24 protein-coding genes are annotated in these 23,420 nt (G+C 69.2%); 9 read left to right on the top strand and 15 right to left on the bottom strand.

Features of this window, described 5'->3' with window-relative positions; genetic code table 11:
- Nucleotides 1-105: 105 nt before the first annotated feature.
- The 4 genes from dapB (at nucleotide 106) to FV242_RS13090 (ending at nucleotide 3,303) form a co-directional block, all read left to right on the top strand.
- Nucleotides 106-903: a 4-hydroxy-tetrahydrodipicolinate reductase gene (gene dapB / locus FV242_RS13105; protein ID WP_147939233.1), complete on the top strand. Its 798-nt coding sequence runs from the start codon at nucleotides 106-108 to the stop codon at nucleotides 901-903.
- Between the two features lie 24 nt (nucleotides 904-927).
- Nucleotides 928-1,566, top strand: coding sequence for a 2,3-bisphosphoglycerate-dependent phosphoglycerate mutase (locus tag FV242_RS13100; protein WP_147939232.1), 639 nt, complete (start codon nucleotides 928-930; stop codon nucleotides 1,564-1,566).
- A complete protein-coding gene (locus tag FV242_RS13095) occupies nucleotides 1,567-2,211 on the top strand; it encodes an alpha-ketoglutarate-dependent dioxygenase AlkB (protein WP_147939231.1) in 645 nt (214 codons plus the stop codon).
- A gap of 123 nt (nucleotides 2,212-2,334) precedes the next feature.
- Nucleotides 2,335-3,303 carry a hypothetical protein gene (locus FV242_RS13090; protein ID WP_147939230.1) on the top strand — a complete coding sequence of 323 codons (969 nt, stop codon included), beginning with the start codon at nucleotides 2,335-2,337 and terminating at the stop codon, nucleotides 3,301-3,303.
- A 265-nt stretch (nucleotides 3,304-3,568) separates the two neighbouring features.
- Here the strand turns inward: FV242_RS13090 and FV242_RS13085 are convergent, their stop codons facing one another.
- Together FV242_RS13085 and FV242_RS13080 are read right to left on the bottom strand one after the other, a co-directional pair.
- Complete coding sequence (locus FV242_RS13085) at nucleotides 3,569-3,991, bottom strand: hypothetical protein (RefSeq protein ID WP_147939229.1); 423 nt, start codon at nucleotides 3,989-3,991, stop codon at nucleotides 3,569-3,571.
- 136 nt (nucleotides 3,992-4,127) lie between these two features.
- Nucleotides 4,128-4,958 (bottom strand): hypothetical protein, encoded by an 831-nt coding sequence (locus FV242_RS13080; RefSeq protein WP_246692693.1) that lies wholly within the window; start codon nucleotides 4,956-4,958, stop codon nucleotides 4,128-4,130.
- A 343-nt stretch (nucleotides 4,959-5,301) separates the two neighbouring features.
- Here FV242_RS13080 and FV242_RS13075 point away from each other — a divergent pair, with 343 nt between their 5' ends.
- A complete protein-coding gene (locus FV242_RS13075; protein WP_147908221.1) occupies nucleotides 5,302-6,342 on the top strand; it encodes an aspartate-semialdehyde dehydrogenase in 1,041 nt (346 codons plus the stop codon).
- Nucleotides 6,343-6,418: 76 nt separating this feature from the next.
- On the opposite strand, the gene FV242_RS13070 is transcribed toward FV242_RS13075, so the two are convergent.
- The 4 genes from FV242_RS13070 to FV242_RS13055 form a co-directional block, all read right to left on the bottom strand.
- Entirely contained in the window at nucleotides 6,419-7,141 is a 723-nt protein-coding gene (locus FV242_RS13070) for an ABC transporter ATP-binding protein (protein WP_050732417.1), read from the bottom strand.
- The gene (locus FV242_RS13065; protein WP_147939228.1) at nucleotides 7,134-9,188 is read right to left on the bottom strand and encodes an ATP-binding cassette domain-containing protein; all 2,055 of its coding nucleotides are present in this window, start codon (nucleotides 9,186-9,188) and stop codon (nucleotides 7,134-7,136) included. The genes FV242_RS13070 and FV242_RS13065 overlap by 8 nt, the downstream gene beginning before the upstream one ends.
- Before the next feature lie 5 nt (nucleotides 9,189-9,193).
- Nucleotides 9,194-10,066: a branched-chain amino acid ABC transporter permease gene (locus tag FV242_RS13060; protein WP_147854574.1), complete on the bottom strand. Its 873-nt coding sequence runs from the start codon at nucleotides 10,064-10,066 to the stop codon at nucleotides 9,194-9,196.
- 105 nt (nucleotides 10,067-10,171) lie between these two features.
- Nucleotides 10,172-11,329, bottom strand: a complete 1,158-nt coding sequence (locus FV242_RS13055; RefSeq protein WP_187193695.1) for an ABC transporter substrate-binding protein — start codon at nucleotides 11,327-11,329, stop codon at nucleotides 10,172-10,174.
- A 561-nt stretch (nucleotides 11,330-11,890) separates the two neighbouring features.
- Here FV242_RS13055 and FV242_RS13050 point away from each other — a divergent pair.
- Nucleotides 11,891-13,717 carry an alkaline phosphatase family protein gene (locus FV242_RS13050; RefSeq protein ID WP_147939227.1) on the top strand — a complete coding sequence of 609 codons (1,827 nt, stop codon included), beginning with the start codon at nucleotides 11,891-11,893 and terminating at the stop codon, nucleotides 13,715-13,717.
- 111 nt (nucleotides 13,718-13,828) lie between these two features.
- Here the strand turns inward: FV242_RS13050 and FV242_RS13045 are convergent, their stop codons facing one another.
- From FV242_RS13045 to FV242_RS13035, 3 genes are all read right to left on the bottom strand, one after another.
- Nucleotides 13,829-14,110: a DUF2312 domain-containing protein gene (locus FV242_RS13045; RefSeq protein WP_187193696.1), complete on the bottom strand. Its 282-nt coding sequence runs from the start codon at nucleotides 14,108-14,110 to the stop codon at nucleotides 13,829-13,831.
- A 116-nt stretch (nucleotides 14,111-14,226) separates the two neighbouring features.
- Nucleotides 14,227-14,535: a DUF1244 domain-containing protein gene (locus FV242_RS13040; RefSeq protein ID WP_147939246.1), complete on the bottom strand. Its 309-nt coding sequence runs from the start codon at nucleotides 14,533-14,535 to the stop codon at nucleotides 14,227-14,229.
- Nucleotides 14,536-14,596: 61 nt separating this feature from the next.
- Nucleotides 14,597-15,361: an N-formylglutamate amidohydrolase gene (locus FV242_RS13035; protein ID WP_147908217.1), complete on the bottom strand. Its 765-nt coding sequence runs from the start codon at nucleotides 15,359-15,361 to the stop codon at nucleotides 14,597-14,599.
- A gap of 194 nt (nucleotides 15,362-15,555) precedes the next feature.
- On the opposite strand from FV242_RS13035, the gene FV242_RS13030 reads away from it, so the two are divergent.
- The 3 genes from FV242_RS13030 (at nucleotide 15,556) to pyk (ending at nucleotide 18,882) form a co-directional block, all read left to right on the top strand.
- Entirely contained in the window at nucleotides 15,556-16,869 is a 1,314-nt protein-coding gene (locus tag FV242_RS13030) for a glycerate kinase (protein ID WP_147939226.1), read from the top strand.
- Nucleotides 16,835-17,326, top strand: a complete 492-nt coding sequence (locus tag FV242_RS13025; RefSeq protein WP_246692219.1) for a DUF1036 domain-containing protein — start codon at nucleotides 16,835-16,837, stop codon at nucleotides 17,324-17,326. Before FV242_RS13030 ends, FV242_RS13025 begins: the two co-directional genes overlap by 35 nt.
- 119 nt (nucleotides 17,327-17,445) lie before the next feature.
- Nucleotides 17,446-18,882, top strand: coding sequence for a pyruvate kinase (gene pyk / locus FV242_RS13020; protein WP_147854294.1), 1,437 nt, complete (start codon nucleotides 17,446-17,448; stop codon nucleotides 18,880-18,882).
- Between the two features lie 3 nt (nucleotides 18,883-18,885).
- On the opposite strand, the gene FV242_RS13015 is transcribed toward pyk, so the two are convergent.
- The 6 genes from FV242_RS13015 to ubiG all read right to left on the bottom strand — a co-directional run bounded on the left by FV242_RS13015 (nucleotide 18,886) and on the right by ubiG (nucleotide 23,194).
- Complete coding sequence (locus FV242_RS13015; protein ID WP_147939225.1) at nucleotides 18,886-19,899, bottom strand: alpha/beta fold hydrolase; 1,014 nt, start codon at nucleotides 19,897-19,899, stop codon at nucleotides 18,886-18,888.
- Nucleotides 19,896-20,519 carry a tetratricopeptide repeat protein gene (locus FV242_RS13010; protein ID WP_147908214.1) on the bottom strand — a complete coding sequence of 208 codons (624 nt, stop codon included), beginning with the start codon at nucleotides 20,517-20,519 and terminating at the stop codon, nucleotides 19,896-19,898. The genes FV242_RS13015 and FV242_RS13010 overlap by 4 nt, the downstream gene beginning before the upstream one ends.
- Nucleotides 20,520-20,699: 180 nt before the next feature.
- Nucleotides 20,700-20,825 carry a type B 50S ribosomal protein L36 gene (gene ykgO / locus FV242_RS13005; RefSeq protein WP_003601867.1) on the bottom strand — a complete coding sequence of 42 codons (126 nt, stop codon included), beginning with the start codon at nucleotides 20,823-20,825 and terminating at the stop codon, nucleotides 20,700-20,702.
- Nucleotides 20,826-21,032: 207 nt separating this feature from the next.
- On the bottom strand, nucleotides 21,033-21,650 hold the full coding sequence (locus FV242_RS13000; protein ID WP_147908213.1) for a PAS domain-containing protein: 618 nt from the start codon (nucleotides 21,648-21,650) through the stop codon (nucleotides 21,033-21,035).
- Nucleotides 21,651-21,813: 163 nt separating this feature from the next.
- On the bottom strand, nucleotides 21,814-22,386 hold the full coding sequence (locus FV242_RS12995) for a YbhB/YbcL family Raf kinase inhibitor-like protein (RefSeq protein WP_147939224.1): 573 nt from the start codon (nucleotides 22,384-22,386) through the stop codon (nucleotides 21,814-21,816).
- Nucleotides 22,387-22,432: 46 nt separating this feature from the next.
- On the bottom strand, nucleotides 22,433-23,194 hold the full coding sequence (ubiG, locus tag FV242_RS12990; RefSeq protein WP_147908211.1) for a bifunctional 2-polyprenyl-6-hydroxyphenol methylase/3-demethylubiquinol 3-O-methyltransferase UbiG: 762 nt from the start codon (nucleotides 23,192-23,194) through the stop codon (nucleotides 22,433-22,435).
- Nucleotides 23,195-23,420 lie beyond the last annotated feature (226 nt).

Raw genomic sequence — 23,420 nt, 5'->3', positions numbered from 1 at the left:
CGGCGACGCGGGAACCCGACGGCCCTTCGCCGAGGTCGGGCCCATTGATGGCGCGCCCGGCATCGGCCAGGGTCGTCCGAGACGGAACGACGATAGGAACGACAGATGCGGCTCGTGGTGGTCGGCGCAGACGGGCGCATGGGGCGGATGCTGATCCGCGCGGTGTCCGAGGCCGAGGGGTGTACCCTGGTGGCGGCGATCGAGCGCCCGGGTTCGTCGGTCCTCGGGCAGGATGCCGGGGTGCTCGCCGGCCTCCCGCCCCTCGACGTGCCGGTGACCGACGACTCATTGACCGCGTTCGCAACCGCCGACGGCGTGCTGGACTTCACGGCCCCGGCTGCCACCGTGCAGTTCGCCGAACTGGCCGCCCAGGCGCGCATCGTCCACGTGATCGGGACGACCGGCCTGTCCGACGACGACCTCGGGAAGCTGCAGGCTGCCGCCTACCATGCCCGCCTCGTGCGCTCCGGCAACATGTCGCTCGGCATCAACCTGATGGCCGAACTGGTCCGCAGGGTCGCCAAGACGCTGGGCGACGAGTTCGATATCGAGATCACCGAGATGCACCACCGGATGAAGGTGGATGCGCCCTCCGGCACGGCTTTGCTCCTGGGTGAGGCTGCCGCCGAGGGGCGGGGCGTCGAGCTCAAGGACGTGCGGGTCTCGACCCGGGACGGGCATACGGGCGCCCGCAGGCCGGGCGATATCGGCTTCGCCACGTTGCGGGGCGGATCCGTGGTCGGCGACCACAGCGTAATCTTCGCCGGGGCCGGCGAGAGCCTGACCATCAGCCACCACGCCGCCGACCGCGGGTTGTTCGCCGCCGGCGCCGTGAAGGCCGCCCTCTGGGCGCATCCGAAGCCGCCGGGGCTCTACTCGATGGCGGACGTGCTCGGGCTTTAGACCATCAGGGAATACGACCGTCCGATGGAGCGCCTGCTCGTCCTCGCTCGCCACGGCCAGAGCGAATGGAACCTCAAGAACCTGTTCACCGGTTGGCGCGATCCCGGGCTGACCGAGCGCGGCGTCGCCGAGGCGCAGGCCGCGGGAGGGGCGCTCCGGCGCGCAGGCTACGGATTCGATGTCGCCTTCACCTCCGGACTCGTCCGGGCGCAGCGCACCTGCGCACTGATGCTGGAGGCGATGGGTGTTTCGGACATCGAAATCGTACGCGCGCAAGCGCTGAACGAGCGTGATTACGGGGACCTAGCCGGCCTCAACAAGGACGATGCCATCGCCAAGTGGGGTGAGGCGCAGGTCCACCTCTGGCGGCGCTCCTACGATGTTCGGCCGCCCGGGGGCGAGAGTCTCAAGGATACCGCGGCCCGGGTGCTGCCCTACTACATCGAGACGATCCTGCCGCGGGTGATGGCCGGCCAGCGGGTCCTGATCGCAGCCCACGGCAATTCCCTGCGGTCTCTGGTGATGGTCCTCGACCATCTGGGGCCGGACACCATCGCCAGCCTGGAGATCAGGACCGGCGAGCCGCTGATCTACCAGCTCGGCGCCGACACCACGGTGGCCTCCAAGGAGATCTTGACCCGCGACGTCGCGGCGGGTGGCTGATTGGCGACCGAACTCGCGCCCGGGCTGATCCTTCACGCGGGCTTGCTGGACCCGGCGGCCCGCACGCGCCTCGCCGCCGAGGTCGATGCCGTCCTGTCAGCTGCGCCGCCCATCACCCCGTCCATGCCGCGGACCGGGAAACCGTTCTCCGTCCGGATGTCGAATGCCGGCCCTCTCGGCTGGGTGTCCGACCGGCAGGGCTACCGGTACCAGCCGACCCATCCCGGAACTTGCGCGCCGTGGCCGGCGATCCCGCCGACCGCCCTAGCCGCCTGGGAAGCGCTCTCCGGCTTCCCGGCGTTGCCGGAAGCCTGCCTGATCAATCTCTACGGACCGGGCGCTCGCATGGGCCTGCACCAGGACCGCGACGAGGCCGACTTCTCCGCCCCGGTTCTGTCCCTGTCCCTGGGGGCGGAGGCCCTGTTCCGCTACGGCGGTCTCCGGCGCTCGGACCCGACACGCTCGGTGCGCCTGCGTCCCGGCGACGCTCTGGTCATCGGCGGCGCCTCGCGCCTGATCCACCACGGAATCGACCGGCTCTACCCTCACGACGGCCTGCTCGCCGAGAACCCGCTGCCGCGCTTCCTGCCGGCCGGCGGCCGCTGCAACCTGACGCTGCGCCGGGTCAGCACGCCGACGGCGTGACGGCGCGGCAGCGGATCTCCCGATCTCCTGATCCCGCAGGCGCTTGACACTGGCTGCCCGCCGTCGGACCCATCGCACAAGGCGAGCCCATGTGGGCTTTGGCTTGAGGAGAACCGGTTTCCGATGCTGGTGGGTAACCTGACGCTGCGTCTCGGACGGGTTCTGTCCCTGGCCGTCCTGCTGGCCGGATACGGCTCCGTGACGCAGGCCGCCGAACCGGTCTTCCCGCCGGGCTCCCGTTTCGGCTTCGAGCCGCCGGCCGACATGTCGCTGTCGCGGCGCTTCTCGGGCTTCGAGCGCAAGGAGGGCGGCGCTACCGTGTCGGTGGTGGAACTGCCGCCGAACGCCTTCGCGGAACTCGTGAGCGGCTTCACCGACGCGAACCTGCTCAGCCAGGGTTTCGCGGTGGAGAAGCGCGAAGAGGTCAAGATCGGCGACAACGAAGGCATGCTCTACACCGGCGAGCAGCCCGCCGATCCGAACGCCGCCGCGCCCGCGATCCGCAAGTGGATCCTCGTGGTCGGTACGCCCTCCGTGACCGGCCTGATCATCGCGCAGGCGCTTCCGGATGCGGAAACCGAAGAGACGATGCGCAAGCTGGTGACCGGCGTCACCCTGCGCCCGGCCCTGACCCTGACCCAGCAGGTCGACGCGCTGCCCTTCCGCATCGGTGACATGGCCGGGTTCCGACCGGTGCGCGTGATGGCGGGCAATTCGGTCCTGCTCACTGCGGGTCCGAAGGACCAGATGCAGAACCTCGAACAGCCGATCCTGGTCTTAGCCCAGGCAGTCCAGCAGCCGCCCACCGCCGAGCAGCGCGACGCCTTCGCCAGGGCGGCCCTGGCCTCGAACCAGACCATGAAGGACTTCGTGATCGAGCGCGCACAGAGCTACCGTTCGAATGGGGTCGACTGGCACGAGATCGTGGCCCGGGCCGTCGACATACCCACCAACGTGCCTGTGGTCGTTTCGCAGACGATCCGCTTCAATCCGGACGGCTATTTGCGTGCCTTGGGCGTGGTCCGGGAGGATCAGCGGACCGGCGTGCTCGCCAAGTTCCGCTCCGTCGTCGACAGCGTGCAGATGAAGTAATCCGCGCTGTCCCCTCGGCGTTTTGCGTTCGGGGTGGACAGTGTCGGGAATACGCCGCGCTCGCCCACCCTGGTGTTCGAACCCTGCGTACTACGGTCACCACGTCAGCGCGTCTCGACGGACGGCCTTTGAGGTCGTGCGGCTGCCCGGATGACTCCGTCGAAGCCGGCGTCGGGTCATGCCTGACCGCGGGGATAGGCGACCCGCAAAAGAAAACGCGGACCCGAAGGCCCGCGCTTCAAATATTCCGAAAATGACGCTTGGCTTAGTAGGGGCGGCCGTACAGCGGCGAAGTCGGGTCCAGACGGTCGACGAACGAAAGGTCGACGTTGCGGATGGCCGAGGAGCGCGCGCCGATGAACGGGCCGTTGGTGATCGGATCCGGCAGGATACCACGGCCGAAGCGGTCATTCGGGCCGAAGGCCGGGTTCAGCTGGTTCGAGGCGGCGATCAGGTAGGGGTTGAGGGCCGGGTTGCGCGAACCGCCGGCGCCCGGAACGTTCGAGGTCAGAGGCACGTTGCCGGCGTCGAGCCAGCTGCGCGGGCGAACGCGGATCGGAAGCGGACGGCTAACGCTGTAGACGCGACCCGGACCGAAACCCTCCTGGGCCTGGGCGGGCGCAGACGCCAGGGCGCCGAAGCCGGTGGCGGCGATGACGCCGAGAAGAGCGATCTTAAGCGAGCGCATGGCCAACCTTGTCTGTGAGTGCCACCAGTATGGCGACCGAAGCTTAACAGTTCGCCGCCTTTGATAGAACGACGCTTGAGTGGGGCTGTGGTTCCGCCAAAATGGCCGAGCTTCTTCGATTTGCCGTATTATGGCCTCATTTTTTCGTGTGCGACCGCCGATGGCCGAGCGAACCGGTCGGATCGGAGGCGTCGGCCATCGTCGCCACGCTGCAGCCGCGGTCGGGGCGCGGCGCCATGAAAGCCGCGGTCGCATCGGGATCCGCCGGATCGTCGAGGCTGAGCGCGTCGATCATGCAGCCCAGGGCGCGTGTTTCGGGGGGATGACCGAGCGGTGCACAGAGCCAGCCGTCGAGCCGGAACGCCCGGTCGCGCGTGACGAAGCCGGTGCAGGTCCGGCGTGTCGGCCCTCCGAGCGTCACCTCCAGCGTTTCCACCACACCGAACTTGGTGACGATCCGGCCGCCCGGGCCGGTCCGGACCACCGCCAGCGCCGGCCCGTCGGTGGCCGGGCCGCCCGCGGCACGCCGGGCCATCAGGATGAACAGACCCGTTGCCGCCCGGGCGGCGGCGCCGCGGATCAGCGTAACCCGGAGCGCCGGGGCTTCGAGGGCTTCGAACGCGCCGCGCGTCAGCGCATCCTCGCGAAGGCCGGTTGAGGGGTCGATCCGGCCGGGGGTGATCCGGACCGGATCGATCCCGGGTTCCGCAAGCCCGAAACGGACGGGCGCCGCCACGGTGGGAACCTTCGCGGCGGGGGTCGACGGCACGAAGGGTGCTTCGGGCCGGACCGCGACCACGGCGTCCGGAGACACGGGTGTTGCCGGCCGCGCATAGAGGTAGAGTGTAGCGATCATCGCCGAGGCCACGACAAGGCGCAGGCCCAAACCGGCCAGCGAGAGCTTGCGGCGGCCTTCGGGCGCTTCGGGCGAGCGCTCCCTATCTCGGCTCGGATCGTCGGCGTGCATGATGCCCCGTGCGGACGGCCGCAGGATCTTGGCCGGAAGTCTCGGCCGGAAGTCTCGGCCGCCCCCGATCATCGCTGCACGAGGTTGATCACCACCCTCCAAGCGGGTGTCATGCCCGGCATTCCCGCCACAGGGTGAATCGATCCTTGCACCGCGGTCGATAGTCTTGACAGCCCCGCGCCATCGGCGCCTTGCTCGACGCGGCTGCCACACCCACCTCGTGGGTGTTCGCGGCCGTGCCCGTTCGGCGGGTGCCCCTTCGGCGCGAACGATCCTTCGGCCGATTTTGCTGGCAGGAGCGCGGCACCCGGATCAGCCGGGGCTTTCCGCGCGGAGACGAGAGATGGGTTACAAGGTCGCCATCGTAGGCGCCACGGGCAACGTGGGCCGTGAGATGCTGGATATCCTGGCCGAGCGGGCCTTCCCCGCCGACGAGGTCGTGGCGCTGGCCTCGCGCCGCAGCCAGGGTCAGGAAGTCTCCTTCGGCGACAAAACGCTCAAGGTCAAAGCCCTCGACACCTACGATTTCTCCGACACGGACATCTGCCTGATGTCGGCGGGCGGCGAGACCTCCAAGGAGTGGTCGCCCCGCATCGGCCAGCAGGGCTGCGTGGTGATCGATAACTCGTCGGCGTTCCGCTACGACGCGGATGTGCCGCTGATCGTGCCGGAGGTGAATGCCGACGCGGTCGTGGGCTTCACCAAGCGCAACATCATCGCCAACCCGAACTGCTCGACCGCCCAGCTGGTCGTCGCCCTCAAGCCCCTACACGAGGCTGCCACGATCAAGCGGGTGGTGGTCTCGACCTATCAGTCGGTTTCGGGCGCCGGCAAGGAGGCGATGGACGAGCTGTTCAACCAGACCCGCGCCGTGTTCACCGCCGGCGACATCAAGGAAGGCGGCAAGTTCACCAAGCGGATCGCCTTCAACGTCATCCCCCACATCGACGTGTTCATGGAGGATGGCTACACGAAGGAAGAGTGGAAGATGGTCGCCGAGACCAAGAAGATGCTCGACCCGAAGATCAAGCTGACGGCGACCGCCGTGCGCGTGCCGGTGTTCATCGGCCATGCCGAGGCGGTGAACGTCGAGTTCGAGCGTCCGCTCTCGGCCGAGCGGGCCACCGAGATCCTGCGCTCCGCCCCCGGTGTGCTTGTGGTCGATAAGCGCGAGAACGGCGGCTACATGACCCCGCACGAGGCGGCCGGCGAGGATGCGACCTACATCTCGCGCATCCGCGAGGACGCGACCATCGAGAACGGCCTGAACTTCTGGTGCGTGTCCGACAATCTGCGCAAGGGTGCCGCCCTCAACACGGTGCAGATCGCCGAGGTTCTGGTGAACCGCAAGCTGCTCACCCGGGCCAAGCCCAAGTCGATGTAAGCCGGCCCGACAAGCCAGCCGGACGGCCGTGATCGGAAACGATCACGGCCGTCGTCGTTTCAGGTGGCTGTCTGGCTCAATGACCGCCGCCGAGATAGGCCGCGCGCACCGCCGGATCGCTCTTGAGCTGCGCGGCCGGCCCCTGGAACCGGATGCGTCCGTTCTCCAGCACGTAGGCGTGGTCGGCGACGCCGAGCGCCGCCATGGCGAACTGTTCGACCAGCAGCATCGTCACACGCTCCTCCTTGAGCTGGCGGATGATGCGGAACACCTCCTCCACCAGCTTGGGCGCCAGCCCCATGGACGGCTCGTCCAGCAGGAGGATCTCCGGGCGCAGCATCAATGCCCGGCCCATGGCCAGCATCTGCTGCTCGCCGCCCGACAGGGTGCCGGCGAGCTGGGTGCGCCGCTCCTTCAAGCGCGGGAACAGGCTGAACGCCCGCTCGCGGTCGGCCGCGACATCGCCCTTCGGACGGGATCCGGTCAGCCGCGGGAAGGCGCCGAGCGTCAGGTTGTCCTCGACCGACAGCGTCGGGAACACCCGGCGGCCCTCCGGCGAATGCGCGAGGCCTTCGCGGGCGACGTCGTGGCTGTCGAGGCCGCCGATCTCGCGACCGTTGAGCCGGATGGTGCCGGCACGCGGCCGTATCATGCCCGAGAGCGCCCGCATGGTGGTGGTCTTGCCGGCGCCGTTGGAGCCGATCAGCGTCACCACCTGGCCCTTCGGCACCTGGAAGGTGAGGCCGTGCAGGACCTCGATCTGGCCATAGCCGGCGTGAAGATCGGAGACCTCAAGCATGGGCGTGCTCCGGGCTGCTGCCGCCCATGTTGTCGGGGGCGCCGAGATAGGCCTCGATCACCTTGGGATCCTGCTGCACTTCGCGCGAACCGCCCTCGGCGATCTTGTGGCCGAAATCCAGGACGCTGACCCGGTCGCACAGGCCCATGACGACATCCATGTGGTGCTCGATCAGGATCACCGTGATGCCGGCGTCGCGGATCTTGCGAATGATCGCCACCAAGTCCGCGATGTCGGGCGCGGTGAGGCCGGCAGCCGGCTCGTCGAGCAGCAGGAGCACGGGGTCTAGGGCCAGCGCGCGGCCGATCTCAAGGAGGCGCTGCTTGCCGTAGGGCAAGTTGCGCGCCTCCTCCTGGGCGAGGGCGCTCAAGCCCATGAAGTCGAGGATCGACATGGCGCGGGCTCGGGCCTCGCGCTCCTCGCGCCGACGGCGGGGCGTGCCGAGGATCGCGTCGAAGATCGTGCCCCGGAAGGTGTGGTGCAGGCCGACCAGCACGTTCTCCAGCGCGGTCATCTCGTGGAAGAGTTGCACGTTCTGGAAGGTGCGGGCGACACCAGACAGGGCGATCTCGGAGGGCGTGCGCCCGTCGATGCGCCGGCCGCCCGCCACCGCCAGCGTCACCGAGCCGGCCGTGGGTTTGTAGATGCCGGTGAGCACGTTCATCATCGTGCTCTTGCCCGAACCGTTCGGCCCGATCAGGCCGTGGATCGTGCCGGGCTTCACGGTGAGGTCGATCCCGGCGAGCGCCTTCAGGCCGCCGAACTGCATCAGGACCTGCTCGACCTTGAGCAGCGCGTCCCCGCCCGCATCGCCGCGCTGGGCGATCAGCGCCGCACCGCTGGCCGCGAGGTCGCGCCCTTCGGCCGTGTGGGCCGGGCGCAGGGCCGGGATCGTCTGGCGCAGGAAGCCGACGATGCCGTCCGGCAGGTAGTAGACCACGAACAAGATCATCAGGCCGAAGACCGTCAGGCGGAAATCGGTCACCGATTGCAGCGCCAGGGTCGCCGGCAGGAACAGCACGCACAGCACCACCGGTACCAGGATGGCGTAGCGGTTCGGCTGCTTGCGGATGAAGGCAAGTGCGCCGACGATGATTGCGGCTGCCGCGATGATCCCGGCCATGATCCGGACCAGCTCGATATCGGCCAGGATGTTGGGCATCATCACGATGATCGCGGAGCCGATCAGCGGGCCCGAGCGTGACTTGCGGCCCCCCATGGTGACGGCCAGCAGGAACAGCACCGTCAGCTCGAACCCGTAGGAGTTCGGCGCGACGTAGCGCTCGGACCAGGCGAACAGCGCTCCGGCGAGGCCGGCCAGCGCTGCCGAGACCACGAAGGCGTAGACCTTGTAGCGGTAGACGCTGACGCCCATGCAGTCGCAGGCGATCGGCGAGTCGCGCAGCGCCTCGAAGGCCCGGCCGAAGGGCGAGCGCACCACCCGGTTCACCACCAGGATCGTGAGCAGCAGCGCGGCGCAGACGAGATAGTAGAATTCGAGCTTCCGGCCGGCCGCCCCCCAGGGGGCCTGCATGCCGAACAGCGAGAAATCGAGCACCCGGGCCGGCGGCAGGGTGATGCCGAGCGGGCCGTTGGTGATTGGCGTCAGCTCGTTGATGAAGATCTGGATGATCGTGCCGAAGGCCAGCGTGACCATCGCGAGATACGGCCCGGTCACCCGCAGCGCCGGAACCGCCAGCAGGACCCCGAAGGCCGCCGTCACGCCGACGCCCGCGACAAGCCCGAGCCAGATGCCGATCTTGAAGTGCAGGAACAGCGTCGCGGCCGCGTAGGCTCCGATACCGAACAGGCCGGCATGGCCGAGCGAGACCTGGCCGGTATAGCCGACCACGATATCGAGGCCGAGGATCAGGATCGCGTAGATCGCGATCACGGTCAGCAGGTGGATGTAATAGGTGCTCGTCACCACCAGCGGGAACGCCACGAGGGCGACGACCAGCAGCACGGCGCCGACGAGGCCGAGGCCGCGGGCGTTCGGGGCCGGCGCGTGACCGGCGGCGGCGGGCGCGAGGGCGGATTGCGCCATGGATGTCAGACCTTCTTGATCACGGCCTTGCCGAACAGGCCGACCGGGCGGATCGAGAGCACAACGAGGAGGAGGATCAGGCCCGGCACGTCCTTGTAGCCGGTCGAGATGTAGAAGCCGGTCAGCGTCTCCGCGACGCCGAGGATCAGGCCGCCGACGATCACGCCGAGGCCGGATTCCAGCCCGCCGATGATCGCCACCGCGAACGCCTTCAGGGCCAGCACCGCGCCCATGGTGGCGCCGGTGAGCGTCACCGGGGCCACGAGCACGCCCGCAAAGGCCGCCGTCATGGCGCTGATCGAGTAGGACAGGGTGATGATCCGCTTGGTGTTGATGCCCATCAGGCCGGCGGCGTCGATGTCGTTGGACGTGGCCACGACCGCCTTCCCCCAGATCGACTTGCGATTGAAGATCTCGACGCAGAGCATCATCAGCAGTGCGCCGGCCACGATCAGCATCTCCATCGGCAGGACGCGGACGCCACCGACCTCCACCGCCGCGTCGGGCAGCGGTGAGGGGAACTTCAGATCGTCCCGCCCCCAGATGTTCTCGGCGAGGTTCCGGAATATGATGCCGAGAGCGATGGTGGCCATGATCCACCCGTACTCGGACTTGATCTTGATCGCCGGACGCACGGCGAGCCGCTCGACCACGGCGCCGAGGGCGAAGCCGAAGACCAGCACCAGCGGGATCATCAGCCAGTAGCCGGTGAACGGCGCCAGCGTCAGGCCAAACAGCGCGCCCAACGCCAGAGCCTCGCCCTGGCCGAAATTCAGGGTCTTCGAGGTGGCGAAGGTGAGCTGGTAGCCGAACGCGATGGCGGCGTAGATCATGCCGACCGCGACGCCCGAGGCGACGAGCTGAAGGAAGATTGTCATGGTGTCGAAGCCGTCCCAGGCGTCACGGGGCAGGCGGGCAGCCGGCCGTGCAGGCTCAGCTGCCCGTCGTCTGGACCCATGCCGAAGGGCACGGGTCCGCGCGCGTCAGTTCGAGGACTTTTCCTTGACGCGGACGACGCCGGCGTTCTTGGCGTCGTCCGGCTTGGCGTAGACGATCTTGCCGTCCTGGACTTTGCCGAACACGACCATGTTGCGCGAGATCGCGTTGTGGTCCTTGGCGGTGAACGGGTGATCGTAGGTGGTCACCACCCCTTCGACCTTTGTGTTCAGGGCTTCCAGGGCTTCGCGGATCTTCGGACCGTTGGTCGAGCCGGCCTGCTTGATCGCCGCCGCGATCAGGTAGACCGAATCGTAGCCCTGGGCACCGGCCACCGGGGTCGGAATCTTCGTCACGCCGTAGGTCTTGTAGTAATCGTCGAGGAAGGACGCGCGCTTGGCCAGCGTCTTATCCTCGATGAAGGTCTGCGGCATGATCACGCCGTTGCCGTTGGTGCCGGCGATATCGATGAAGCTCTGCATCGAGGCCGGCCAGGACGCGATGATCGGCACCTTCCAGCCGAGCTTGGCCATGCCGTTGGCGACCTGAGCCAGCTCCGGGCCGATGCCATAGGCGAGGATCACGTCGGCGCCGGCCTGCTGCGACTTCAGCAGCTGGGCCGTCATGTCGACGTCCTTGATGTTGAACTTCTCGACCGCGACCGGCTTCACGCCCTTGGTCGCCAGGTACTTCTCGATGTCCTCGCGGCCAAGCTGACCGTAGTTGGTCGAGTCCGCCAGGATCGCGATCTTCTTGAAGTTCTGCGCCAGGGCCTCATCGACCATCATGCCGGCCTGCAGCACGTCGTAGGCCGAGTTCCGGAAGACGTAGTTCACGTCGTAATCCGGCTCCTTGAACTGGTTGGTGATGACCGTGCCGGTGGCGACGTTGTTGAACACCGGGATCTCGGCTTCCTGGTAGAAGCGCTGGGCCGCGAGCGCCACGCCGGTGTTGATGAAGCCCACCGTGGCGACGACCTTCTCCTTGTTGATCAGCTCCTGCGCGACCTGGGCGCCGACCTCGTTCTTGGCCTCGTCGTCGCGCTCGATCAGCTGGATCTGGCGGCCCAGGACGCCGCCGTTCTTGTTGATCTCGGCGGCGGCGAGCTTGGCGCCGTCGCGCATCGAGACGCCCATCGAGGAGGAGCCCCCCGTGTAGGGACCGGTGAGCCCGATCTTGATCGGGTCGGCGGCCTGGGCCGGCATCAGCCCGAGCGCGGTGGCACCGAGCAGGGCGGCCACAAGAGAGCGTTTCGTCAGGATCATCGTTTCCTCTCCCAAGCGCGTCGCGGGCCGCGTCCGCATCGGCGCATCCCGGTCTGGCATGTCGATCGTGTTGGATCCGCTGCGCGCCTGCAGTCGACAGGCCCGTGAAGGCCGCGTCTCAAGAGCGTTCAAGCGTCCGCGGGCTGCCCTTCAATGTGGCATACCGGATGCGGTTACTCACTCTTTCAGGAAAGAACTCGCTACCGTCAAGGTCTCGGCGACGGCGTTACGCGACGTCGGACGTTGTCTGTGGAAGAAACCCGGTCCTCAGCATTTATCCTGCGGTTCCTCCGCGTGGAAGGATCGGACCGGTTCGGATTAAGACCCCGCGCTCTACGTGTTTCCGGCGATCTTGGGCGCCGCGACTGCGCGATCCGAAAGTCTCCGTGCCCATATCGGGAGCAATGCCCCGGACCGGACCGGCGCCGCCAGGCCCGCGCCTGTCATGGCGCTGTGATGTTCCCCGGCCACGCCGCTGGCCGGTACGGTCGGAGATTCGTCATGCGTCGCGTCGTCATTGCAGGCCTCCTCGGGTTGTGCGCCTCGGGCGCCTCTCGCGCCGAGACGCGGCCCCACAACGTCGTCCTGTTCGTGGCCGACGGCCTGAGGGCGGGCATGGTGAATGCGCAGAACACCCCGACCATGGACCGGCTGATGAAGACCGGCGTGCGGTTCACCAACTCGCACTCGATGTTCCCGACGTTCACGATGCCGAACGCCACCGCGATGGCGACCGGCCACATGCTCGGTGATACCGGCCAGTTCGGGAACACGATCTACACCGCCTTCCCGGTGCCCGGCGCCGGCGACAGCCTGACCCCGTTCCTCGAGAGCGACCCCGTGCTCGGCGATGTCGACGAGCATTTCGCCGGCAATTACCTCAACGAGGAAACGATCCTGAAGGCCGCCCGCGCCAAGGGGTTCTCCACCGCCAGCATCGGCAAGCTCGGACCGTCCCTGGTCTTCGATCACACCGAGCGTTCCGGCCAGTCCAACATCCATATCGACGACAGCACCGGCCGGGCCGGCGGCATCCCGCTGGGAGACGCGATCCGCGCCCGCCTGACGGAGGTCGGCCTGCCGGCCCAGGCGCCCGCTCGGGGCGCGAACGGTCAGGCCGGCACCGCCGAGACGCCGGGTACCGCCGCGGCCAATGTCGAGCAGCAGGCCTATTTCACCGCGGTCGCCACCAAGGCGGTGCTGCCGCTGTTTAAGGCCCGGCAGCAGCCGTTCGTGCTGGTGTTCTGGTCGCGCGATCCGGACGGGACGCAGCACAACCAGGGCGACAGTCTCGGGCGGCTGGTGCCCGGCATCAACGGGCCGACGAGCCTGGCCGCCATCCACAACGCCGACGACAACCTCGCCGCCCTCCAGGCCGCCTTGCGGGAGCAAGGGCTGGCCGAGACCACTGACATCGTCCTGACTTCGGATCACGGCTTCTCGACCATCTCGAAGGAGAGCGCGTCGAGCTTCGCCGCTGGGCAAACCTACAAGGGCGTGCCGGCCCGGCAACTGCCCCCGGGGTTCCTCGCCATCGACCTGGCGCACGACCTCGGGCTGACGCTGTTCGACCCGGACGCCAAAGGCGCCAAGGTGGAGGCCGGGACGTTCCCGAGCCGCGCCAACGGCCTGATCGGCACCGATCCAGCCAAGCCCGACGTGGTGGTGGCGGCCAATGGCGGCTCGGACCTCGTCTACGTGCCGAACGGAGACACCGCGCTCGCCCGGAAGGTCGTCGCGGCGCTGTCCCGCCAGGATTACGTCAGCGGCCTGTTCGTCAGCGACGCGCTGGGCGCCATCCCCGGGACCCTGCCGCTCTCGGCCATCGCCCTCGACGGCTCGGCCCTGACGCCGATGCCCGCGATCGTGGTGAACTTCCGCAGCTTCACCACGGGCTGCGTCGATCCCACGACCTGCGGCGTCGAGGTATCGGACACCACGCTTCAGCAGGGGCAGGGCATGCACGGCAGCTTCGCGCGCTCTGACACCCGCAACGCCATGGGCGCTGTGGGGCCGAGCTTCCGGCGCGGCCTGGACAGCGACATCCCGGCGAGCAACGCCGACCTCGGCAAGACCATCGCGCAGATTCTGAACCTGGACATCTCCGACAAGGGCAAGCTGGTCGGCCGCGTCCTGACGGAAGCGATGGTCAACGGTGCCCGCCCAACAGCTCAGACGCATACCCGCCGCTCGGAGCCGGACGCCGCCGGCATCGTGACGGTGCTGAACTACCAGACGGTCGGCGAGACCCGGTATTTCGATGCCGCCGGCTATCCGGGCCGGACGCTCGGCTTGGTCGAAGAGACGCACGCTTCGGGCGGCCACTGACCTCCGACCGGCATATCATGGAGTAAACGAAGGGCCGTACCCGGCGGGGTACGGCCCTTCGCATTCCAATCTCATCCCTCGGCCGAACCGGTGTCCGGATCGGCGGCGAGACTACGCCATGCCCAGCGCCTGCATGTAGAGCTCGAGGATCGCCTCCTGCTCCTGGCGCTCGCTGTGATCCTGCTTGCGGATCCTGATGATCGTCCGCACCGCTTTCGCGTCGAAGCCCCGGCCCTTCAACTCGGCGAACACCTCCTTGATGTCGCCCATGATGCCGGCCTTCTCCTCTTCGAGCCGCTCCAGGCGCTCGATGAACTGCTTGAGCTCGTCGGCGGCCACGCCCTCGGAGGACGAGACGTCGCCACCGGGCCGCTGGGCTGCTGCGGTGGGCATCGAATGGGCGTTCATGGGGCTCTCCGGGATGCGCGGCGCAGGTGCGCCCTGGACCGGTGGTTAACGGTCCGAACTTACCGGAAGCTTAGCCGATTCTCGCCGTCCCTTTCGCCCGGTCAGTGATCCTTGGCCTGGGAAGCCGAAAATCCCGCTTGCTGCTGGGGGCTCGCCTCGGTCTGATGCTGTGCCTTCCATTCGCCGTAGGGCATCCCGTAGACGGCCTCGCGGCTCTCGTCCTTGGTGAGCGGCACGCCGGTCTCGTCGGCGGCATCCTTGAGCCAGTTCGACAGGCAGTTCCGGCAGAAGCCCGCCAGGTTCATCAGGTCGATGTTCTGCACGTCGGTGCGATTGCGCAGGTGCGACACGAGCCGTCGAAATACCGCGGCTTCGAGTTCGGTCTGGGTCTGCGGGTCGATCTCGGGCATGGTGTGGTACGCTTTCCGGTTGCGGACGGCCGCACGCATCTCGGGATCGCCGGCGTCGCGATCAAGCTCCGATCAGCGGACGCAGGATGCGGGCGAAGCGCTCGGCCCATTCCTCCTGCCCTTCCTGGCCGGCGATAAGGTCCTGGCGGATCTCCACGAGGGCGTTGGCCAAGCCGCGCGCGGTGGCGTGGCGGTCGATCGTATCGCCCGGCAAGCCGCCGCCATAAGGCTGGTTGTCGCCCACGGTGAGCCCGGCCGGATCGGCCGCGAGCGCCTCGATCAGCGGCCGGGCGAGGCGTTCGTCCCGGTCGTACAGGATGCCGACCTGCCAGGGCCGTGCCGTTCCGCGCCAGTAGGGCGTGAAACTGTGCATGGTCAGGATCGCCGGGGGACGCCCGGCCGCCTGGGCCGCCGCGATCGCCGCGTCGATGGCCGCATCGAACGGCGCGTAGAAGCGCGCGATCCGGGCCTGCTTGCCGGCCTCGTCGATGCGGGCATTGCCCGGCACCACGGCGCCGTCGGAGAGGCGCATCACAAGGGTCGGGTCGGCCCGGCCGCGGTTCGGGTCGATGATCAGACGCGAAAAGTTGGTCAGGATCGCCGGCACGTTCAGCCGGGCCGCGAGCCCGCGCGTCACCGCGGCGGCGCCGATATCGTACGCGATGTGCCGGGCGAACTCGGATTCCGGCACGCCGAGCTCGATGTCCGGGGGCACGAAGTTCGACGCATGATCGCACGCGATGATCAGCCCGCAGGCGGGATCTCCGGGTAGGATTTCGCACGGGTGCGGGGCGTCGGCGCGCGCTTCAGTCTCCGGACGGGTCACGGGGCTCCGAGGGTTGGATCTATGGGACGGCGCCGATCGCGCTTGCCGTGGGGCGGCGGCTCGGGCAGATCACCTGACGAGGCGAGATGCCTACCAAACAACGTGCGCTCACGGCAAGAAACGGGCCCGCCGTCCACCAATGCGTGGGCGGGGATCGCACGCAAGAACATCCTGTGAGGAGCCCGTCCGACGCCATGTCCGAATCCGTCCCGCCCATCGCCGCCCCCGCCGCGCAGCGCGCGCTCCTCGAAGCGCTCCTGACCGCCGGCATCCGGGCCGCCCATCCGGACCTGTGCCTGCCCGCGCACCTGCCGGAACCGAGCCCGGGACGCCTGATCATCCTGGCGGCCGGCAAGGCGGCCGGCAGCATGAGCGCGGTGGCCAGCCGGTTCTACCGGCAGAAGCACGGGCTCGGTGACGACCGCATCGTCGGCCTCGCGGTGGCGCGGCACGGCTACGGACAGGACGCTCCGGGCATCCACATGGTCGAGGCGGGACACCCGGTCCCCGACGAGGCCGGCATCGCCGCGACCCAGGAGGCCCTGCGGCTCGCCACCGAGGCCGGCCCGGACGACGAGGTTCTGGTGCTCCTGTCCGGCGGCGGCTCCGCCAACTGGATCGCGCCGGCCGGGGACCTGACGCTCGCCGAGAAGCAGGCGATCACCCGGGCGATGCTCCGCTCCGGCGCGCCGATCGGCGAGATCAACACCGTCCGCAAGCACATTTCGCGGATCAAGGGCGGTCGCCTCGCGCTCGCGGCCCGCAATGCCCGGCGGATCCTGACGCTCGCCATCTCGGACGTGCCCTTCGACGATCCGGCAGTGATCGCATCGGGCCCGACCGTGCCGGATCCCTCGACCCTGGCGGATGCCCGCGCCATCTGCGAGCGCCGGGGCATCCCGCTGCCGGGCTCGGCCGTCCGGCTCCTGAACGACCCGAACAACGAGACCCCCAAGGCCGGCGATCCCGCCTTCGCCCGGGCCGAGTACCGCATCATCGCCCGGCCGATCGACGCTTTGGAGGCGGCCGCCCAGGCGGCAAGGGACGCGGGCTACGAGCCGATCATGCTGGGCGCCGACCTCGAAGGCGAGGCCCGGGAGGTGGCGGCCGTGCACGCGAGCGAGGCCAAGCGCTACAAAGCGGCCGGGCAGCGCGTCGCGCTGATCTCGGGGGGGGAACTGACCGTCACCATCCGGGGCGAGGGCCATGGCGGCCCGAACCAGGAATATGCCCTGGCCCTCGCCGTGGCGCTGGACGGCGAGCCCGGCATCTCCGGGATCAGCGCCGATACCGACGGCACCGACGGCGGACGCGGCCTCGCCACCGATCCGGCCGGCGGCCTGGTCGACCCGACGACGCTTGATCGCGCCCGCGCCGCCGGCCTCGACCCGGCCGCGATGCTGGAGCAGAACGATTCGACCGCGTTCTTCGCGGCTCTTGGCGACCTCGTGAACCCCGGTCCGACCCGTACCAATGTCAACGATTGCCGCATCATCCTCGTCGGGTAGGTTCTTGAGGGGGGCGACCGGTTCGCCGGCCGCCGTGCCGGTGATCCTGGGGCTCGGCATCGCGCTCTTCGGCGCCGGCCCCGCGAAGGCCGACCTGCGCCTGTGCAACCAGACCGCCAGCAAGGTCGGCATCTCGCTCGGCTACCGTGATCCGCAGGGCTGGGTCACGGAGGGCTGGTGGGATCTGGCCCCGAAGGCCTGCGAGACGCTCCTGAAGGGGGCGCTGGCGGCGCGTTTCTATTACGTGTTCGCCGTCGACTACACGCGCGGCGGCGAGTGGAGCGGGCGCTCGCTGATGTGCACCCGCGACTCGGAATTCACGATCCGCGGGGTCGAGGATTGCCTTGCCCGCGGCTACGACCGGAACGGCTTCTTCGAAGTCGATACCGGCGAGCAGAAGAGCTGGACGATCCAGCTCACCGATCCCAACCGGGCGGACGCGCCGGCCAAGCCTTGAGGATGCCGTCGCGCCCTTGACGCTGCCCCGGGCGGGATGCCTACACCCGCACCCAACGAACCGACGCCGTCCGGGTCCAACCCCGAGACGAGCGCCGCGGAATACCCGGAGGATCCCGCTTGAAACGCTCGCGCCGTACAAAGATCGTCGCCACCCTTGGGCCGGCCTCGGACTCGCCGGAGATGATCGAACGCCTGTTCCGGGCGGGCGTGGACGTGTTCCGGCTCAATATGAGCCACCTGCCACGCGAGAAGCTGCCCGAGAAGGTCGAGGTGATCCGGGCGATCGAGCGCGAGGCCAAGCACCCGATCGGCATCCTGGTCGACCTGCAGGGCCCCAAGCTTCGGCTGGGCACCTTCGCGGAGGGCGCCGTGATGATCGAGACCGGCGCGACCTTCGTGCTCGACGGCGATCCCACGCCCGGCGATGCCAGCCGCTGCCACCTGCCGCACCCGGAGATCCTGGAGGCGCTCGAGGCCGGCCACGCCATCCTGCTGGACGACGGCAAGCTGCGTCTGACCGTGCTGGAGACCTCGGAGAACCGGGCCGTGACCCGGGTCGAGGTCGGCGGGAAGATCTCGAACCGCAAGGGCGTGTCGCTGCCCCACACGGTGATCCCGGTGCCGGCGATGACCGAGAAGGACCGGGCCGACCTCGATGCCGGCCTCAACGCCGGCGCCGACTGGATCGCCGTCTCCTTCGTCCAGCGTCCCGAAGACGTAGCCGAGGTCAAGAAGGTCTGCGCCGGGCGCGCCCTGGTGATGGCCAAGATCGAGAAGCCGCAGGCCCTGACCCGGCTCGACGAGATCATCGAGATCTCGGACGGCCTGATGGTCGCCCGCGGCGATCTGGGCGTGGAGATGCCGCTGGAGCAGGTCCCCGGCGTGCAGAAGCGGATCACCCGCAGCGCCCGCCGGTTCGGCAAGCCCGTGGTGGTGGCGACCCAGATGCTCGAATCGATGATCACGGCGCCGGTCCCGACCCGCGCCGAGGTCTCGGACGTGGCCACCGCGGTCTACGAGGGTGCGGACGCCGTGATGCTTTCCGCCGAGAGCGCCTCGGGCGCCTTCCCGGTCGGGGCCGTGGAGACCATGAACCGCATCGCCGAGCAGGTGGAGCGGGACTCGGTCTACTGGTCGATCATCCGGGCGCAGAGCGCGACGCCGGACGAGACCGCGGCTGACGCGATCGCGGCGGCCGCCCACCAGATGGTCGACGCGCTCAATCTCGACGCGATCATGGCCTGGACCAATTCGGGCTCGACGGCCCTGCGGCTGTCACGCGAGCGCCCGAACGCTACCGTGATCGCCCTCACGCCCCGGCGCGAGACCGCCCGGCGCCTGGCCCTAGCCTGGGGCACGCACCCGATCGTCACCAAGGATGCCAGCGACGTGGACGACATGTCGTTCCGCGCCGCCAAGTTCGCCGTGCGCGAGAAGTTCGCCGCGGTGGGCGACCGGGTCATCGTGGTGGCGGGCCTGCCGTTCGGCACCCCTGGGGCCACGAACCTCGTGCGGCTCACCTTCATCACCCGGGAGCACGCCGAGAAGGCGTGAGTCCTAATCCTTGAGCAGCGGCGCAGCCTCGCGCCTTTGCTCACCCGCGAACCGGACGATCTCGTCGGTCACGCGCTCCGCCGCCACGAAGTGGAGCATGTGACCGATCCCGGGCAGGAGCACGAGCCGAGCGCCTGGGATCGCCTTCGCCAGAGGCACCGCTTGGCTCTCACTGCGGACGATCGGGTCCGCATCGCCGGATATCACCAGGGTCGGAACGCGCAGGTCACCGTAGCGCGGGCTCTGAGCCGCCAGGGCGGCCGGCAGGCCGACGAGATCCTGAACGTTGGCGAGCAGCGTCCCGGGTCTCAGCACGAGGGAGGCCCGGACGAGCTCCGGGTATCCGGGTGTCTCCGACTGGGGCAGGAAGACCCGCTTGGCCGTCTCGGGAAGAAAATACTGGGCGACGGGCGCCCCGATCGTGCGGCTGAGAAGCCAGGCCACGGGCGGTTTGATGGCGAGACGCCAGTACCAAGGCAGGACCAGCATCCGCGACGGCATCGGCATCGCGACCGGAGCGGCCAAAACAAGGCCCGAGACCTGCGCCGGATGGTCGAGGGCGAGCGCCAGGGCCAGGGCTCCGGCCCAGGAATGCCCGAACACCAGCGCCGGGCCGACGCCCATTCGGTCGAGCGCCTCCGCGATGATCCGGGCCTGGATCGCGGGCGCCGCCGCCTCGCCGCCGTCGATCCGGTCGCTCCACCCGAAGCCCGGCCGATCGAAGGCGATCACCCGATAGCCCGCCGCTGCCAGTCGGCGGCCGATGCCCTCCATCGGATCGGAGGCGTTGGCCGAGGCACCGTGCAGCAGGACCACCGGCCGGCCGTTCGCCGGACCGGCCTGGATCGTCGCCAGACGCCCGCCGGCGACCTCGACGAAGGGTCCGGCGGGCGGGTTCGCGGCCCCGACCTTCAGGTCGATCACGAGGCTCGCGAGCGCGCTGAGGCCGAGAACCAGGCCCAGGATCGCGAAGGGGAGGGCGAGGAGCGTGAGGAGCAGTCCGGCCACGCGGCTCAAAGGTCGCGGCCGTCAACCTCCGGGGCCAGGCGGTCGACCGCCTCGCCGATCTTCTCCATCTTGGGATACAGCGCCCGCGCCCGGCGAAAGGCCGCGAGTGCCCGTGCCTTGTCATCGAGGGATTCGTAGATCCTGCCCATGGCGGCCCAGGCTTCGAAATGGCGCGGCTCCAGAACCAGTGCCCGGCGCAGGTCGGCGATGGCGTCGTCCTTATCGGTCAGAAGCCAGAACACCGTGGCGCGGCGGTTCCACCCCTCCGACCAGTTCGGCTCCAGGGCGGTGACCCGGTCCATCAGCTCGGCCGCCAGGGGGAAGTCGTGAGCCGAGATGGCCTGCCGGGCACGATCGGTGAGCAGGTCCGCGGTCGGGCTGCCGGACGCGTCGAGACGGCGCTCGATGAGCTTCGCTATGCCTTTCGCCTCGGCGGGATCCTCGCTGGCGCGCAGGCGGGTGAACAGGTCATCGAGGCTCACCGGCTTCGGCGCCGGCTTGGCCTCGGGCGCCGATTTGACCTCCGGCGCGGCGCGGCCGGGCCGGATGGCATCGGGTGCCGCGTCGGCGGGCGTCGCGGCCAGAACCGGCAGGCAGACCAGGGCGGCGATGAAGCGTGTCGGCATGATGCCGGTAGAGTGTGCGCGGGTGTCGCGCTCGTCAACGTGCCGCGGTGCCGCGCACGCGAAAGCAGCCGCGGCCCGGCCGGGCGCGGCTGCTTTCGCGTGACGATCTGCACACTCCCGAAAGACCGAGCACGGCCTGACGGGACGTCGCTCCGATACCCGGCCGGAGCCGGGCAGACGGCCTCAGCCCTGGCGAGCCTTGAAGCGCTTCTGGGTCTTGTTGATCACGTAGACCCGGCCCTTGCGGCGCACGAGCTGGTTGTCGCGGTGACGGCCGCGCAGGGACTTGAGGGAATTACGGATCTTCATCGGTTTCTCGAGCCCGGGCGGGGCCGTCCATTCACGGGGGATCGGGAACGTGTCAGCGAGGCGGGACGCGGGGTCGCGTCCAGCGATCACGAAACACGCATCGCGGGATGGCGCCGCCATATCAGGATTCGCCACCGCAAGGCAAGGCGTCGCAGGCAAAGGTGAGGCAGGTGAGGCAGGCAGGCGAGGCGTGGAAGCCGCGGTGCCTCAATGGACGCTGTCGGCAGCCGGGACCGCGGGGCTTTCGACCAGCTGCCGCCCGATCTCGTGCAGCAGCGCGTCCATCAGGGGCTTCAGCCGGACGAAATCCGACTCGCCCAGGCCCTCGGCGACGTTGAACAGCGCCAGCGCCAGCTCGGCCACCCGGTCGATCCCGCTGCCGGGCGCATCGATCGCGCAGAAGGCGGACTCGTCGAGGAAGCCGTCGCGGCTGCTCTCCGTCACGTCGATGACGATGCCGCGGGCCTCGCTCACGATCCCGTCCGCGCTCACCACGAAGCGGCCGCGCGCCAGGACCCAGCGGACGTCGTCCGGCGTCAGCACGGTGCGGTACTGGGCGACGTACAGCCCACCGTGACGCTGGAGGTTCTTGACGATCGCGCCGACCCGCTGCCGGTCCTGCGGATGGACGCGTTCGAAGAACAGCGCGTAGGTCGTGCCGTGGCCGGTGGCCGAGCGTGGGATGCCGAGCATCGTAGCGGCGACGGAATCGCAACGCACGACATCGTCGGCGATCCGCCATTCCCAGGTCCCGACATTCGACGCCGCGAGGGCGCGGGCGACGATGTCCGTGTCCTTCCGCCGCGCGCGCGCATCCAAGCCCACCGGTCACGCTCCGAAACTGAGGGGAAATCCAGGTCCACGCACGCGGCGGAAGTCCTTGTGCGCGCACGCGGTATCTGGTCGACTCACTAGCCCGGCGCCCCCTGCGGCACAACGCAAACGAAGCCGCGGGCCGGTCCAATCCCCGCCCATCGATCGGTCCGGTTCAGGGGCGGGCATAGCCACCCGCGAGCTGGCCCTTGCCGATCACCCGCCCGCGCATCGCGTCGAGGACGGCGCCCCGACCAGGGCTGTCGGGCAGGTCGAGCACGCTCCCAACCGCGTAGATCTGGAACAGGTAGGCGTGGCGTCCATGGCCGCTCGGCGGATCGGGCGGGAGCCATTCGGGCTGCAAGAAGCTGTTTTTTCCGAGGCTCATCGGGGTGCCAGCCCGGTCGGGGCTCGCCAGCGCCCCCTCGTCGAGGCTGTCGACCGAGGGCGGAACATTCCACACGATCAGGTGAACGAGGGGCTGCGGCGTGGGGCTGCCGGCATCCTCGACCAGCAGGACCAGCGTGCCGGTCCCCGCCGGCACGCCGCTCCAGGCCAGGGGCGGCGAGAGGCCCGGCCCGTCCGTGGTGTAGTGTGCGGGGATCTCGGCACCGTCCGCGAAGGCGGGGCTCGTCAGCGTCAGCGTCTCCGGGACGTCGGCGAAATCCGCGTGAAAGGCGGTCTTCTCCATCCCGGCCTTGAGGCCGGACAGGGCCGCGCCGAGCGCGTGGGGAATCTTTTCGAGCATGGTTCGGGCCTCCGCTGCGGTCTCAACCGCGCGCGGAGGCTCCGGTTCAGGCGCGGCGCTCGGCCGCGACCATGTAGTTCACCGCCTTGTCCCGGCTGGTGCGCCATCCGTCGGTCAGGGGATTGTAGGCGACGCCGATCGTGTCGGTGACGTCGAGGCCGCCCGCCTGGATGGCGCGGCGAAACTCGTCGGGCGTCACGAACTTCTCCCAATCGTGCGTGCCCCGCGGCAACCAGCCGAGCACGTACTCGGCGCCCACGATGGCGAGCCCGAACGAGCGCAGGGTCCGGTTGAGGGTCGCGCCGAACAGCATCCCGCCAGGCTTCACGGCGGCGCAGGCGGTCCGCACGAAGGCCGGCATATCGGAGACGTGCTCCACCACCTCCATGATCAGCACGGCGTCGAAGATCTGGCCGGACGCGACCACCGTCTCGATGGTCTCGCCGCGATAATCCACCGGCACGCCGCCGGCCGCGGCGTGGGCGCGGGCCACCGCGATGTTCTGTTCCGCGGGATCGAGGCCGGTCACGGTGGCGCCGAGCCGGGCCAGGGGTTCCGACAGCACGCCGCCGCCGCAGCCGACATCGCACAGCGTCAGGCCGTCCAGGGGGAACGGCGCCTGCGGATCCCGGTCGAACCGGCGGCAGAGCGCGTCGCGGATATAGGCCAGGCGCACCGGGTTGAACCGGTGCAGCACCCGCATCGGCCCGGCCTCGTCCCACCAGGTCGCGGCGAGCGCGTCGAAGCGCGCGACCTCGCCGCGATCGACGAAGCCGTCCGTCCCGGGGTTCGTGGCTGCCCTGTCCATGCGCGATCCGTTCCGTCGAGGCCGGCGGTCCGCCTGCGATGCCCGAACGCCAGGCCGTCGCCGGGCGGTCCGGATCGGGGCGGCCGACGCGGCATATCCGGGCCGCCATAGCACGGCTGCCCCGGGGCCGTCGCCGCGGCGCGCCGGCACCGTGCTTGGCGGGTTCCATGCTTGGCCGGTTGTTGACACCTCAACGAGCCGCTTGTACCCGCCGGGCACTGTCCGG

This window comes from Methylobacterium sp. WL64 (assembly GCF_008039945.1).
Lineage (GTDB): Bacteria > Pseudomonadota > Alphaproteobacteria > Rhizobiales > Beijerinckiaceae > Methylobacterium.
Note: the sequence above shows the minus strand (reverse complement) of the source record. Positions and strands in the feature narration are given on the sequence as shown.

Coding starts and splice junctions, on each gene's coding strand:
- dapB (WP_147939233.1), top strand. CDS start 106: ATGCGGCTCGTGGTGGTCGGCGCAGACGGGCGCATGGGGCGGATGCTG.
- FV242_RS13100 (WP_147939232.1), top strand. CDS start 928: ATGGAGCGCCTGCTCGTCCTCGCTCGCCACGGCCAGAGCGAATGGAAC.
- FV242_RS13090 (WP_147939230.1), top strand. CDS start 2,335: ATGCTGGTGGGTAACCTGACGCTGCGTCTCGGACGGGTTCTGTCCCTG.
- FV242_RS13085 (WP_147939229.1), bottom strand. CDS start 3,991: ATGCGCTCGCTTAAGATCGCTCTTCTCGGCGTCATCGCCGCCACCGGC.
- FV242_RS13080 (WP_246692693.1), bottom strand. CDS start 4,958: ATGCACGCCGACGATCCGAGCCGAGATAGGGAGCGCTCGCCCGAAGCG.
- FV242_RS13075 (WP_147908221.1), top strand. CDS start 5,302: ATGGGTTACAAGGTCGCCATCGTAGGCGCCACGGGCAACGTGGGCCGT.
- FV242_RS13070 (WP_050732417.1), bottom strand. CDS start 7,141: ATGCTTGAGGTCTCCGATCTTCACGCCGGCTATGGCCAGATCGAGGTC.
- FV242_RS13065 (WP_147939228.1), bottom strand. CDS start 9,188: ATGGCGCAATCCGCCCTCGCGCCCGCCGCCGCCGGTCACGCGCCGGCC.
- FV242_RS13060 (WP_147854574.1), bottom strand. CDS start 10,066: ATGACAATCTTCCTTCAGCTCGTCGCCTCGGGCGTCGCGGTCGGCATG.
- FV242_RS13055 (WP_187193695.1), bottom strand. CDS start 11,329: ATGCCGGCCCAGGCCGCCGACCCGATCAAGATCGGGCTCACCGGTCCC.
- FV242_RS13050 (WP_147939227.1), top strand. CDS start 11,891: ATGCGTCGCGTCGTCATTGCAGGCCTCCTCGGGTTGTGCGCCTCGGGC.
- FV242_RS13045 (WP_187193696.1), bottom strand. CDS start 14,110: ATGCCCACCGCAGCAGCCCAGCGGCCCGGTGGCGACGTCTCGTCCTCC.
- FV242_RS13040 (WP_147939246.1), bottom strand. CDS start 14,535: ATGCCCGAGATCGACCCGCAGACCCAGACCGAACTCGAAGCCGCGGTA.
- FV242_RS13030 (WP_147939226.1), top strand. CDS start 15,556: ATGTCCGAATCCGTCCCGCCCATCGCCGCCCCCGCCGCGCAGCGCGCG.
- FV242_RS13025 (WP_246692219.1), top strand. CDS start 16,835: ATGTCAACGATTGCCGCATCATCCTCGTCGGGTAGGTTCTTGAGGGGG.
- ykgO (WP_003601867.1), bottom strand. CDS start 20,825: ATGAAGATCCGTAATTCCCTCAAGTCCCTGCGCGGCCGTCACCGCGAC.
- FV242_RS12995 (WP_147939224.1), bottom strand. CDS start 22,386: ATGCTCGAAAAGATTCCCCACGCGCTCGGCGCGGCCCTGTCCGGCCTC.
- ubiG (WP_147908211.1), bottom strand. CDS start 23,194: ATGGACAGGGCAGCCACGAACCCCGGGACGGACGGCTTCGTCGATCGC.